This window comes from Corallococcus sp. AS-1-12 (assembly GCF_020036995.1).
Lineage (GTDB): Bacteria > Myxococcota > Myxococcia > Myxococcales > Myxococcaceae > Corallococcus.
Map to the genome: position 1 here is coordinate 1 of NZ_JAIQDD010000012.1, position 13,053 is coordinate 13,053.

Here is a 13,053-nt window from a genome sequence, read left to right on the forward strand (position 1 = left end):
CCCGGCCTCGTTTCGGTGGTGCTCACCGGGGATCGTTACGTCGCCTTTCTCGTTTCCACACCCTCTGTGACTACCTCACGTCCCGCGGCCGATGGCGTTGCCCGCTTGGTAACCGGGGCCGTCCAATCAGCCGACATTCATTTCTGGCCGCGCGTCCGCACGCGGGAACTGGATGTGCTGGTCCTGCTGCGCGGACAGCAGGGGCTGCATGTCATCGGAATTGAGTGCAAGTACGCAGAGGGCAAGAGCAATAGGCCCGGGGACGCCGCAGAAGACGATGAGCACGACACCAAGGGGAGTAGCGACCAGCTTGCCTATTACATGGACGCGCTCGCGGCGGATGCCCTGCCATCCAGGCCCTACCGGCCCAAGGAGGTCCATCGTCGCAGTCTCGTCTACCTGACGGCGCATGCCGCGATGCCGCGAGAAGACCTGGAAGCCAGTTTGAGGGCACGTCGCGAGCACGCTGCCATCGAATTGCATTGGTTGCCCTGGCGAGAGCTGACACCGCTGTTGCCTCAGGACAGCCGGGCTCCTGGCCTGCCGCGCCTGCTCGCGGAGCTCCGGCAGGTGCTCGAGCGTCGCGGGCTTGCCACCTTCACGGGCTGGACAGACACCTCGCCCCAGTGGAGCCGTCCCGCGCATGCGCAATTCTTCCGCTCCCCCAGGAAGCGGACCTTCTTTGCTGGAATGACAGCCCCAAGCCTGCCGACGGACAAGACTTTCTGGCACAGCCCACTGCAGCGAGGAGCCTGAACGTGGAAGAGAATCTGGGAGAGAAAATCTACGAGGCGTCATGCTTCATCAACGACATCTATCAGCAGGTGCAGATTCTCCTCCTCGCCTGTGATGCCGCCTTCGATCGAGCCGGGCTCGTGCCCGCCAACGGAAACGAAGTCGAACTCCACCGAGCCCGGAATCTCTACGCGGTGGGGGCTTGGAGCCAACGGGCCGTGGGACGCGTCTACGTACCAAGTCAGCACGCCGGAAGGGATTGAACGCATTCGTCGCGGTGGAGGTGCATTTGCGGCCCAGAAGCGCGACGCATGCGCGGTTGGTGCTCGCCTACGCCGAAGCCACCAAGGAAGCCACACCGCAAGCGCTCACCCGGCAATACCGCGATGGAGAGTGGCTGGAAGACCTGCTGGGCCCGCCGTCTCCCGGTCTGAACGAATGGCGAGGCGGACAGGCAGAGCACCCCAGGCACATCCCTCTCGCGGACGAGCTGAAGCTCAAGTCCTGGCCGCTGACAGACATCACGGATGAGAGAGCCATCGAGCAACGTCTCATCTCGCAACTGCGCGAGTGGACATCGCCACAATCCAAGTGAAGTGCACGAGCCGGGGATCGAACCCGGACGACCCTTGCGAGTCAGCGGATTTTAAGTCCGCTGCGTCTGCCAGTTCCGCCACTCGTGCGATGGACGGAAAGATAGCAGACCCGGCAGCTCAAGCGAGGCGCCTGCGCACGCCCCCTTCATCCTTGGACCTCCAGGTACGGTCGCCCGGCAGCCGTGCGCGAACCGTCTCCGTGTCGCGCCTCCCACGGTAAGGTGCGCGCCGTGCGGCAGCGGACGCTCATCATCGACAACCACGACTCGTTCACGTTCAACCTCTTCCAGTTGCTGGCGGAGGTCGGGGGGACAGCGCCCCTCGTCGTGCGCAACGACGAGCGGCCGTGGCGGGAGCTGCGCGAGCTCGCGTTCGACAACATCGTCATCTCCCCGGGTCCCGGGCGTCCCGACCACCCAGCGGACTTCGGCGTCTGCCGCGATGCGCTCCTCGAAGCGGACGTCCCCATCCTCGGCGTATGCCTGGGGCATCAAGGCCTGGGCCACGTCCACGGCGCGCGCATCCAGCACGCACCGGAGGTCATGCACGGGCGGCTGAGCCCGGTGCGCCACACGGGGACGGACCTCTTCCAGGGCCTTCCGCAGGACTTCCAGGTGGTGCGCTACCACTCGCTCTGCCTCACCCGGCCCCTGCCCGAGGACCTGGTGGAGACCGCCTGGGCCCCCGACGGCGTCCTCATGGCCCTGCGACACGCCTCGCTCCCACGCTGGGGCGTCCAGTTCCATCCAGAGTCCATCGCCACCACCCACGGCCGTCAGCTCCTCGCCAACTTCGTCCGCCTGAGCCGCGAGCACCAGGCCCCCCGCCCAAGTCGCCGTCCCGAAGCGCCCCAGCGGAGAACGCCCCTCCCCCCGCCTGGAGTCTTCCAGGTCCATTACCGGAAGCTGCGGCTGGATGCCGACCCGGAGCAGGCCTTCGTCGCGCTCCTCGGAGGCAAGGAGCACGCGTTCTGGTTGGACAGCAGCCGCGTCGAAGCCGGCCTGTCCCGCTTCTCCTTCATGGGGGACGCCACCGGCCCCCACAGCGCCGTCATCCACTACCAGGTGAATCCACGCCGGCTCACCGTGCGCCGGAGCCAGGGAACCGAGGAGCACGCCACCGGGCTGTTCGACTTCCTCCAGCAGGAGCTGGCGCGGCTGCGAGTCCCTCCCTCTGGGCTGCCCTTCGACTTCCAGGGCGGCTTCGTGGGCCACCTCGGCTACGAGCTGAAGCACGACTGCGGCGCGAGCGCCCCGCATGCCTCACCGGCTCCAGACGCCAGCCTCATCCTGGCGGACCGGTTGCTCGCCTGGGACCACCTCGAACGCACGGTCTATCTCGTCGCGCTCGCCCCCGAAGACGAGTCGGCCCAGGTCCAGGCCTGGTTCGACGCCACGGAATCCAGCCTGCGCGCCCTCCCCCCGCTGGCCCCCTTCGAGCCAGGCCCCGGAGCCCCCTTCCCGGTTCGCCTCGCCAGGGACCGCGAGACCTACCTGGCCGACATCCAGCGCTGCCTGGAACAGCTCCACGAAGGCGAGACCTACGAGGTCTGCCTCACCAACAAGCTCCTCGCCCGGACGCAGGTCGAGCCCCTGGACCTGTACCGGAGCCTGCGCAGGCTGAACCCAGCCCCTTACGCCGCCTACCTCCGCATGGGAGCGCTGGGCATCGCCTGCTCCTCCCCCGAGCGCTTCCTGCGCGTGGACGCCGAGCGCTGGGTCGAGTCGAAGCCCATCAAGGGCACCCTGCGCCGCGGCTCCACGCCTGCCGAGGACGAACGCCTGCGCCAGCAACTGGGCTCCCAGGAGAAGGACCGGGCGGAGAACCTGATGATCGTGGACCTCGTGCGCAACGACCTCGGGCGCGTGTGCGAGGTGGGCTCGGTCCACGTCCCCCGGCTCATGCACGTGGAGTCGTATGCCACGGTGCACCAACTGGTGAGCACCATCCGGGGCCACCTGCGCCCGGGGCTCACCGCGGTGGACGCGGTGCGCGCCGCCTTCCCGGGAGGCTCCATGACGGGGGCCCCCAAGGAGCGCACGATGGAGCTCATCGACCGCCTGGAGGGGGAGGCCCGGGGGGTGTACTCGGGCGCCATCGGGTACCTCTCCGCCACCGGCGCCGCGGACCTGAACATCGTCATCCGCACGGCGGTGGTCCGTCCCGGCGAGGTGAGCATCGGTGCGGGCGGAGCCATCGTGGCGCTCTCCGACCCGGCGGCGGAACTGGAGGAGATGCTCCTCAAGTCGCGGGTGGTGCTGAAGGCGCTGTGCACGGCGCTCGGGCGCCCGGACGGACTGCCCGGGCCCGGAGCCGATTCCAGGGCCTGGACGGCGGCGGACTGAGCCCGGGAAGGGGCGAAAAGGGCCTTCCGGGGTGGGGCTCCCGGGGCAGTGGCATCCCGGGTGGTGGGGAAAGCCCCTCGATTCCTCCACTGCTGGACGACCGGGGCTTCCGTGACCGTCGCATCCGGCGGGACGCTGTTATAAAGCGCCCCCCATGCTTGAGACCGTCACCAAGGGCTTCCGGGCCGCCAAGAACCGCCTCGCCGGCAAGAGCGAACTCACCCCCGAGCTGGTGGACGAGTCGCTGCGAGACATCCGCGTCTCCCTGCTGGAGGCCGACGTCGCCTTCGACGTGGTGAAGAAGTTCGTCGCCCGCGTCCGCGAGAAGGCCGTGGGCGAGGTGGTGCAGACGACCGTCACGGACGCGGGGGGCCAGAAGCGCAAGGTCAGCGCGATGGACCACTTCATCAAGATCTGCCACGACGAGCTGGAGGCCCTGATGGGCCCGGTGGACACGAGCCTCCACCTGAAGCCCAAGGGCCAGCTCTCCGGCATCATGATGGTGGGCCTCCAGGGCTCCGGTAAGACGACGACCACGGGCAAGCTCGCCAGCCGGCTCCTCGCGGAGGGGCGCAAGCCGTTGCTGGTCGCGGCGGACATCTACCGCCCGGCCGCCGTGGATCAGCTCAAGGTCCTGGGCGAGCGGCTGAAGGTCCCCGTCTACCACGAGCCCGGCGTGCAGCCGCCCGAGCTGGCGAAGCGGGGCTACGCGGCCGCGCGCGAGCAGAAGTGCGACGTGGTGCTCATCGACACGGCGGGCCGGCTCGCCATCGACGAGACGCTGATGACGGAGCTGGAGTCCATCAAGTCCAACGTGCAGCCGGACACCATCCTGCTGGTGTGCGACGCGATGATCGGCCAGGACTCGGTGCGCACGGCCGCCGAGTTCGACCGGCGCCTGACGCTGGACGGCTTCATCCTGACGAAGCTGGACGGTGACGCGCGCGGCGGCGCGGCGCTGTCCATCAAGGAAGTGACGGGCAAGCCCATCAAGTTCCTCGGCATGGGCGAGTCGATGGACAAGCTGGAGGAGTTCCGCCCGGAGGGCCTCGCGGGCCGCATCCTGGGCTTCGGCGACATCGTCGGCCTGATGAAGGACTTCGAGAAGGTCGTCGACGAGAAGAAGGCCGAGGACGACGCGCGCAAGCTGCTCTCCGGCCAGTTCTCGATGAAGGACTTCGTCGAGCAGATCCGCATGGTCCGCAAGATGGGCCCGCTGAAGGACCTGCTGGAAAAGTTCCCCCTCTTCGGCGACCTCACCGAGCACCTGAACCCGGACGAGAAGGAGCTCACGAAGATCGAGGCGATGTACGACTCGATGACGCAGAAGGAGCGCCTGCGTCCGGACATCATCAACGCCAGCCGCATCAACCGCATCTCCAAGGGCAGTGGCCGCAAGCCGGAGGAGGTGCGCGAGCTCCTGCAGAAGTTCGGGATGATGCAGCAGGTGATGGGCACCATCGGCCAGAACCCGGGCCTGCTGGGCCGCATCCCCGGCTTCAAGCAGTTGGGGCAGTTGGGCCAGATGAAGAACATGGACCTGGGCAGCATGTTCGGGAAGGACCCGAAGGCGCTGGAGAAGGCCATGTCGGCGATGGGCGGAGGCATGGGCGGTATGCCCATGCAACTGCCGCAGATCGCCCCGGGCTACACGCCGCCCATGGGTCAGGCCGCGATGGCCAAGGCCCGCCTGATGGGCTACGCGCCACCGTCCGTGAGCAAGCCGGACGACCGCGACGCCATCAAGGAGCGGCGCAAGAAGGAGAAGGAGAACAAGAAGAAGAACCGCAAGAAGAAGTAGTCAGCGGTCTTCAGCAGTCCCCCCTGCCCGCGCGTCCCCACCTGAAGTCCAGGGGGCGGCGGGCAGTCGTGTTTCCGGGGCCTCCGGATCCGGACGTCTGTCCTGTTCCCCGGACGGGCATGGCAGTGTTCGCCCTCGGGACCGGACCGGTCCTGACCTTGCAGAACGCGCCCCCATGCCCAACCTGAAACACCTGTTGCTGTTGAGCTGCATCGGCCTGAGCCCCGCATGCATCGACGTCCCCCCGCTGGATGACCCGCCCAAGGAGGATCCGCGGTCGACCCCCGACGCGGACTTCACCTTCACGGCGACGCCCGCCCAGGAGCAGGTCCTCCCGGGAGGAACCCTGGACTGCGGCGTCCAGCTCGCCTGGACAGAAGCCGCAGGAGGCGCGGTCACCTGGAGCCTCGTGTCCCCACCCGCGGGCATCGAACTCCAATCGTACACCCTGCCCAAGGGAGAAACGCGAGCCACCCTGAGCATCCGCGTGGGAGCGGGCACGGTGCCCGGGGCCTATACGCTGACGCTTCAGGGCAAGAGCGGCTCGGTCACGAAGCAGGCCACGCTGTCGGTGACGGTCGGAAAGCCCGGTGTCCTGGTGGTGAACTGGGTCGTGCCCACGCCCGGACAGGCGTACACGCGAGGCCCCTTGCTCCTCCAGTTCACGGTGGAAGGAGGCGCGGCGGAGCAGGTGGAGATCCTGAAGAACGCCACGGTGCTCGTGAAGCCCACGGGGAGCCCCTATTCGTTCACCTGGGACACAACCTCGGAGGCGGAGGGCACGTACCAACTGTCCATCCGCGCGACCCGCGGCGGAGCGGTCTTCACCAGCGCGCCGAGGACGGTCATCGTCGACCGGACCGCGCCGACCGTGGCGTCCTTCCTGCCGGCCAAGGACGCGGCCACCGTGGGGGTCCACGACTCCATCCAGGTCACCTTCAGTGAGCCCATGAACCCGCTCTCGGTAACGGAGGCGGCGGTGGGGCTCAAGACGGGCACCGGGGACACCATCGCGAAGTCCGTGGCGCTCTCTGCGGACAGCAAGACGCTGACCGTGACGCCGCTGAGTGCCCTGACGACGCCCAGCACCGTTCAGGTCGACCTCAGTGCTGCTGCGAGCGCCCTCACGGATCTGGCGGGGAATGGGGTGGTGAGTGCTCCGGCGTGGTCCTTCGCCGTGCCCACCTGGCTGCCATTGGGAGGAGCCATCAGCGCAGAGGGCGGAGCAACGCCTGCGAATGAAGTCGTACTCAAGCTCGACCTTGAAGATCAGCCCGTCATTGCCTGGACGGAATCAGATGGCACGGCCCGAAATGTCTATGTCTCACGATGGACGGGGACCTCATGGATCATCTTGGGAGGCGCCCTGAATGGTTTGGGTGCAGCAGGAACCGATGCGGGGCACCCCACCCTGGTCATCGACAGTTCAAATCGACCTATTGTCGCATGGCATGAAAGCGCGGGAAACGGCCAGATCAAAAGCATTTTTTCCCGCAGATGGAATGGCACCACGTGGGAGACACTTCCATCTTTGACTCTTCCTTTTTACGAGGGCTATGAGCAACTGAACTTGCCCACTCTAGGTCTTGAGGGAACAGGCGCGCTGAGCCTGTATGCCAACTACGCCAATGAGGGCGAAGCCACTGTCAGACACTACAGGCTCACGAGCGGTGCTGCTTCCTGGTCACTTTCGACACTACCAACCCCTAGCGGGTATGCCCGGGCGCAATCCCCTACCGCTCTAATTTCAGGCACGCAAACTTTCGCTGCCTATAGCATTTTTGACTTCAACGGCGAAGGCGATGGCATTCGAGGAATCGCCGTCAGCGAAAACGATGGATTTCCCCTCGGCAATCGACTCCTGGGGACAGCCGCAATGTCACCAGCGCTCTCGATCGATGGCAACGGGCGCCCATGGATCGCATGGGTAGAATCACCTTCCAGCCAGCCATCGTCCGATGGACAAGTTTACTGGGCTCGATGGGAAGGCAACGTGTGGAGTGCACCGTCACTCGTCAGCGTTTCTTCTACGGGTAATAGCGCACCGGTCATGAGCATGAAGAAGGGAGTGCCTCACGCGATTGCATGGAGCGGGATCATCGCATCCGAACGATACATCCTTCTCAATCGCTGGATTTCCAATCAGTGGCAGTCAATCGGGTATCCACTGACGGCATTGCCGGGCACCAGTACGCCCGCCACATCACCATCACTGGAACTGCGCGCCACTGGCACTCCGATTGTTGCCTTTATTGAAGAGGCTGCGTCTTCCGCGAGCGTCTACACATTCAGACTCAACGACTGATCTTCGGGCTCCCGCCCCGCGCTTCGCGTCACGACATGTGATGGCCAGTTGCTTCGGGCCGCTTCACCCCTGTCGCTTGGGAACAACAAGGCCTCGACTCAACCGATTGAGGACTCGTCGTTTCTGACGACGCTTGTAGCTTTCGTGAGCGTTATCTCCGAGTTCATTGCGACGCGCGGTCTCCTCATCCGCCATTTGAAACTCGACAAGCGAGAAGGTGACCCGCCCCTTTCGAGGGCGGGTATCACTTTCGGGCGGTGGCAGGTACGAGTCCATCCGCAGGGGCAGGTCCACGACGAAGTTGAGGACCCGGTAGGAATCCCCAGAGAAGGCGTTCCCTGTCCGGTCCTCGCGGTCCTCGAAGTCTCGGTCCAAGTGGAGCTGGGGGATGAACTGCTCGAAGTGAGGGTTCTCCTCCAGGAGCCCCTTGAACGGCAGCAGCGAGTTCTCCGTCTGCCCCGGGACGACGAAGTTGAAGGGGAACAGACGCTGCGTCAGGAAGTAGAGGACCGGTAGCAGGTCCTCCCGCTTGCGGGTGATGACGCGAAAGCGCGTGCGGTCGTAGACCTGCGCCGCCACGGTCTCCTTCTTCGCGATCAGCTTCGTGACCAGGGAGTCCCGCGTCTTGATGGAGTGGGCGAACTCCACGATGGGCAGGCCCATCTCCTTCATCTCACGAGCAACACCCAGCACCTTCTCCGTCACCATCTCCGCCAGTTCGGCCTCGGAGGCAGCCAACCGGAAGAGCAGATCGCGCCCTTCAATGTGCTGGATGACGTGCATCACCTTCAGAACGATGCAGGCGATCCGCCGGTAGCGAGCAAGGCCCTTCGCCCCCGAGGCGAAAAGGAAGAGGTCGTGGAGTTCTTCCGGCTGGGCCACCGCGTCCGCGACCCGATAGTCGAAGGTCTTGCGCAGGTACTCCACGGCATCGGCGAGCACCACCCGGCCCCAGGCATCGTCATAGGGCCGCGACACGTCCAACTGACAGAGGCGCAGGAACCGGTCCACTTCCTCCCGCGTCTGGAAGTGCATGCGCCGCCAGTCAATGACCGAGCCCCCCCTCAGGATGAGCCGGATGCGCTCAAGTTCACGAAGTCCCATCTGCGGCACCGTGCAGACAGGGACAGCGGAGAGGACTGGAACGAGAGAGGGGGGCTTCACAGCGTTGTTCCTATCCGGCTGGAGCCCCAAGGGAAAGCCCCGCAATGCGAAGGGCCCCGGCCTGGAAAGCAGGCTGGGGCCCTCTTGACCACGTCCGCCTGGTTACTTGGCGGCGACTTCCTTGCCCTTCTCGAAGCGGCTCTCACGGACGACCTTGCCGTCCTCGCTCAGCTCCTGAACCACGCCGTCCTTCAGCCCATTCTGGTACTGCTCGATGAAATGGGGCTTGCCGTTGGCGAAGTAGAGCGTCCGGGTGCCGTGGTAGTTGTTCTCGCGGAACTCCGTCTTGCCGTACTGGTTACCGGCCTCGTCGTAGAAGTACCAGGTCCCAGACTTGAAACCGTTCGCGTACTGCCCGACCGCTGCCTTCTTGCCGTTGGCATGAAACGAGCGGTAGGGGCCATCCGCCACGAAGTTCCCACCGACGAGCGCTTGCTTACGGCAGAACAGCCCCTCCGCCTTGGAGCCAGATTGCTTGGTGCCTTCCGGGCAGGTCAGCTCGGCTTTCGCATCGCCAGCGAAGGCGACAGGAGAAGCGAGAGCGAGGCCCAGGGTGAACATCCGCATCAGCTTCTTGGACTGCATGGAGTCTCCTTTTGAAGTCGCCGGAACGCCCGTGCGTGCATCTGACAAGACGGAGCAGGACTGACTGAAATTCATGGGACTTCCCCGGCCAATTGCATGCCCGGCCCAAGGGTCAGACGTCCTGGAGTCATGTGAAACGAAGAGCCCTGCCCCAGGATTCCTCGGGCAGGGCTCCAAACTCGTTCGACTGTAAAGCAGCCCTAAACCTCAGGGCCCCTTCCACCAAGCCTTAGTAGTTGGCCTGGTAGCAGAAGAAGTTGCCGCCCGTGAAGTAGTAGCCCAGGGAGGCCGTGTTGGACGTCGACGCCACGCAGAGGTTGGCAACGATGTCCGCACGCTGACCAGAGACGGTGTAGTTGCCGGAGGACGAACTGATGGACGGAGCCTTCGGGGTGCCGTCGACGACGACATAGAAGAGCCCATTGAGCTCGGCGGACGTAGCAGGCCACGCCGTGTCGGAGTAAGCGGAGATATTGATCTTCACGCGCTTGGGCGTGGCGGCCGTGCAGAAAGTCGTGTCGGTCGTGACGGTGCCGGTCGCGACCTTGAAGATGATCGGGCCCGTGGTGCCCAGCGCGGCCTTGTTGCTGAAGTTCTGGTAGTTCTCGCAGGTCGGGGCCGGGGGCGCCGAGCAGGTGCCGCTGTAGCAGGCCGAGCCGTACGCGCAGGTCGCCTTGCCCTCACCGGTGCAGGTCGTCGCGGCAGGGCTGCACACGCCCGTGGCGGTGTTGCAGGTGTTGCCGGCGCCGCAGTCAGCGTCCTTGGTGCAGGCCGCGGGAGTGGAGCCGGGCTCCTCGCAGCGCTTGGACGTGGTGCCGCAGACCAGGTCCGTGGAGTCACCCGAGTTGCACAACTGGTTGGTCTGGCACTGGCAGACCTTCTGCGTCTTGCCCGAGCCGGCCAGCACGTCGCAGTTCTTCTCGGTGTCCGGGCAGTCAGAGCCGCTCTCGCAGGTGTCCATGCACACGCCAGCGGCCGTGTTGCAGAAACCGGAGGAGCAGTCGGTGTCCGACGTACAGGACTCGACCGTCGTCGCGTCATCGCCACAGGCCGTCAGGGCCAGGCTCATCGAGCTCACCGCGGCGAGCATCACCATCATCTTACGCAGCTGCATTCGGAACATCCTCCTGGATGGGGTACGTCGCCCGGCGTCTCCGGCCACCTGACTCCAGACACCGGGGTTTGAAGTCGAGCGGGCTTTAGTCCTCTCGCTCCAGACGTGTCAACGAGTGTTGACCGACCTTCCCACGGCCCCTCCCCAAGGAAATTCACTGTTCACGAAAGCGCACAATCCGGGTGCGCGTCACAGCGACATCGCCGTCATACGTGACGGCGATGTCGCTGCTGGACTTCAGAACGTGAACGGGAAGTCGATGGGCTCGCCCTGCTTCTGGTGCTTCGGGAACGACCAGCTCTTGATGAGGCCCGTGATGCACGTGGCCATGTAGCTCGAGCGGAACTCGTCCGTGCGGCACGACACGTTGCTCGTCTTGCCGCTCGTCTGGACCGTCCAGCGCATCACCAGCTTGCCGCTGAGCGACGGGTCCTTCTGCTTCTGCTCGTTCACGCACTTCACGATGGCCGGCTTGTTGCTCAGCACCACCTGCATGATGTCCGACTGCTGCAGGCGATCCAGCGTGCCGCCTCCCGGCTCGGGCGGGATGTACGCCGTCGCCGTCGGCTTGCTGGCGGGCTTCGCGGGCGCCGCCTTCTTCGTACCGAACAGCTCGTCGAAGTCGTCATCCCCGCCACCGGAGCTGGACGACGAAGACGACGACGAGGAGGGCTTCGACACGGTGATGGCGTCGCCCTCGTCGTCCTCCCGCGAGGAGCCCCGGCTCCCGCTGGAGCCCGACTTGCGATGGTTGCGCGAATCCACGCGCGCCACCGCCGTGCCCATGTTCGGCGTCGTGGAGGCAGGCTGCACCGCCGCCGGAGGAGGCGTCGGCGTGGCGGCCGGAGCCGTGGCCACGGCGGGCGCGGCGGCGGGCGGCGTTGCCCCCGCGACGGGCGGCGTGCCAGCAGCGGCAGGCGTCCCCGCGGCAGCGGTCGCCGTGCCTTCCGTGGGCGTCGCGGCGGGCGCGGTCGGCGTCGCCGCCGGCTGTACCGCCGCCGGAGGAGGCGTCTGCACCGCCGCGGGAGGCGGCGGCATGGGCGGCAGCTCCGCCTTGGGGGTCGGCGCGGCCGCGACCTGGGCCGGCTGCTCCGCGGGACGCTCGGACGAATTGCCGCGCGCGACGAAGACGACCGCGGAGCCCGCCATCACCAGCACGCCCGCCGTCAGCGCGACCATCATTCCGACGCGGCCCTTGCCGCCCGCCGGTGCCGCCGCGGGCGGAGGATAGGCCGCCGGATACCCCGGAGGCGGATAGCCCTGCGGCTGCTGCCCGTACGGCATCTGGGGCTGCTGCGGCGCATAGGCAGCGGGCGGCTGCTGCGGGTACTGCTGCTGCACCGGCGGCTGCGGCGCGTAGCCCTGCGGCTGCGGCTGCGCGTAGGGCGCGGGCGCGGCCATGCCCGGCGCGGCGGCCATCATGGCCCCGGGCATCGCCGGAGAGGACACCGGCTCCGGCGGCGGCATGGGCACATCCAGCAGGCGCGACTGTGACAGCGGCTCGCGCTCCAGCGACGGCGCCGGACGCGGCGGCGGCTTGCTGAGGGCGTCGTTCTCCTCCTTCACCAGCGAGGCCAGGACGCTCGCGGCCGAGGGCTTCCAGCCCACCGGCTCCTCGGCGACGGCCGAGTTGCCACCCGCGCCCGGACGGGAGGCGCCCGCGCTGAAGGCGGACTCCACCGGACCGGCGGGAAGCGTGGGCGACGACGTGGACACCGGCGCGGGCGCGACGATGACCGGCTTGGCCGGACGCGGCGCCAGCACCGACGCAAGCTCCGCCGTCTCCGACAGGGGAATCCAGTCGCTGAAGCCCGAACGCCAGCAGAGGTTGTCCGGGCCCACCTCGCCACGGTCCCAGGCGTCCTTCACCTTCTCCACCGTCCAGGGCCCCACCTGCTTCTCGTCGATGGCGACGTACCACTCGTGCGACGCGGTGGCGGCCTTCTCCTCCGCGGTCGGCTCGGCGGCTTCGGCCTCGGCGAGCTTGCGCACGGCCTCCGCCTTCGCGGCCTTGGCCTCCGCTTCCGCCTCCGCGGCCTTGAGCTTCTGCGAGCCCGTGCTCAGGACCTGGTCGAAGACGGCGCCAATCTCATCCTCTTCCACGTCCGTGAAGAGGCCCCCCTCCGGCGGCGTGCCCAGCGTGGCGGGCAGCCCCGTGCCGGACGACTCCACGATGCGTGGCGCGTTCGCATCCGCGCTGCTCTTGGTCTCGGTGGACGCGGAGGCCTCCGCCCCGCCCTCCTTCGCCGCCGATGCACCGGCGGGCCTCACCAGAATGGTGTGACCGCACTTCTTGCAACGCAGCTTGACCCCCTTCGGGCCAACCTTGTCGTCGCTGATCATGTACTGCGCGCGGCAGCTGTCGCAGACGAAACGCATCGTTCCCGTAAGCCTCAGAAATGACGGGC

10 protein-coding genes and 1 tRNA gene are annotated in these 13,053 nt (G+C 66.7%); 6 read left to right on the forward strand and 5 right to left on the reverse strand.

Annotated features, from left to right (window positions below; genetic code table 11):
* The 3 genes from K8556_RS20235 to K8556_RS20245 form a co-directional block, all read left to right on the forward strand.
* Positions 1-756: hypothetical protein (locus K8556_RS20235; RefSeq protein WP_223741719.1), on the forward strand; the 756-nt coding region annotated here is incomplete at its 5' end.
* 2 nt (positions 757-758) lie between these two features.
* Positions 759-998 carry a hypothetical protein gene (locus K8556_RS20240; protein WP_223741720.1) on the forward strand — a complete coding sequence of 80 codons (240 nt, stop codon included), beginning with the start codon at positions 759-761 and terminating at the stop codon, positions 996-998.
* Complete coding sequence (locus K8556_RS20245; RefSeq protein ID WP_223741721.1) at positions 995-1,330, forward strand: hypothetical protein; 336 nt, start codon at positions 995-997, stop codon at positions 1,328-1,330. The genes K8556_RS20240 and K8556_RS20245 overlap by 4 nt, the downstream gene beginning before the upstream one ends.
* 2 nt (positions 1,331-1,332) lie before the next feature.
* Here the strand turns inward: K8556_RS20245 and K8556_RS20250 are convergent.
* A tRNA-Leu gene (locus K8556_RS20250) sits at positions 1,333-1,418 on the reverse strand.
* 143 nt (positions 1,419-1,561) lie between these two features.
* Between K8556_RS20250 and pabB the strand changes: the two genes are divergently transcribed.
* The 3 genes from pabB to K8556_RS20265 all read left to right on the forward strand — a co-directional run bounded on the left by pabB (position 1,562) and on the right by K8556_RS20265 (position 7,782).
* Positions 1,562-3,676 (forward strand): aminodeoxychorismate synthase component I, encoded by a 2,115-nt coding sequence (pabB, locus tag K8556_RS20255; protein ID WP_223741722.1) that lies wholly within the window; start codon positions 1,562-1,564, stop codon positions 3,674-3,676.
* A gap of 154 nt (positions 3,677-3,830) precedes the next feature.
* Positions 3,831-5,477, forward strand: a complete 1,647-nt coding sequence (gene ffh, locus K8556_RS20260; protein WP_223741723.1) for a signal recognition particle protein — start codon at positions 3,831-3,833, stop codon at positions 5,475-5,477.
* 175 nt (positions 5,478-5,652) lie between these two features.
* Positions 5,653-7,782 carry an Ig-like domain-containing protein gene (locus K8556_RS20265; protein ID WP_223741724.1) on the forward strand — a complete coding sequence of 710 codons (2,130 nt, stop codon included), beginning with the start codon at positions 5,653-5,655 and terminating at the stop codon, positions 7,780-7,782.
* A 63-nt stretch (positions 7,783-7,845) separates the two neighbouring features.
* Here K8556_RS20265 and K8556_RS20270 read toward each other — a convergent pair whose 3' ends face one another.
* The 4 genes from K8556_RS20270 to gltJ all read right to left on the reverse strand — a co-directional run bounded on the left by K8556_RS20270 (position 7,846) and on the right by gltJ (position 13,024).
* On the reverse strand, positions 7,846-8,946 hold the full coding sequence (locus K8556_RS20270; RefSeq protein WP_223741725.1) for a TIGR04552 family protein: 1,101 nt from the start codon (positions 8,944-8,946) through the stop codon (positions 7,846-7,848).
* Between the two features lie 102 nt (positions 8,947-9,048).
* A complete protein-coding gene (locus K8556_RS20275; protein ID WP_223741726.1) occupies positions 9,049-9,531 on the reverse strand; it encodes a toxin-antitoxin system YwqK family antitoxin in 483 nt (160 codons plus the stop codon).
* 229 nt (positions 9,532-9,760) lie between these two features.
* Entirely contained in the window at positions 9,761-10,645 is an 885-nt protein-coding gene (locus tag K8556_RS20280; RefSeq protein WP_223741727.1) for a hypothetical protein, read from the reverse strand.
* A 237-nt stretch (positions 10,646-10,882) separates the two neighbouring features.
* On the reverse strand, positions 10,883-13,024 hold the full coding sequence (gene gltJ, locus K8556_RS20285) for an adventurous gliding motility protein GltJ (RefSeq protein WP_223741728.1): 2,142 nt from the start codon (positions 13,022-13,024) through the stop codon (positions 10,883-10,885).
* Between the last annotated feature and the right edge of the window lie 29 nt (positions 13,025-13,053).

What these genes read in the sequence shown, in the direction of transcription:
- ffh (WP_223741723.1), top strand. Translation starts at nt 3,831, where the DNA reads ATGCTTGAGACCGTCACCAAGGGCTTCCGGGCCGCCAAGAACCGCCTC.
- K8556_RS20265 (WP_223741724.1), top strand. Translation starts at nt 5,653, where the DNA reads ATGCCCAACCTGAAACACCTGTTGCTGTTGAGCTGCATCGGCCTGAGC.
- K8556_RS20280 (WP_223741727.1), bottom strand. Translation starts at nt 10,645, where the DNA reads ATGCAGCTGCGTAAGATGATGGTGATGCTCGCCGCGGTGAGCTCGATG.
- gltJ (WP_223741728.1), bottom strand. Translation starts at nt 13,024, where the DNA reads ATGCGTTTCGTCTGCGACAGCTGCCGCGCGCAGTACATGATCAGCGAC.
- K8556_RS20275 (WP_223741726.1), bottom strand. Translation starts at nt 9,531, where the DNA reads ATGCAGTCCAAGAAGCTGATGCGGATGTTCACCCTGGGCCTCGCTCTC.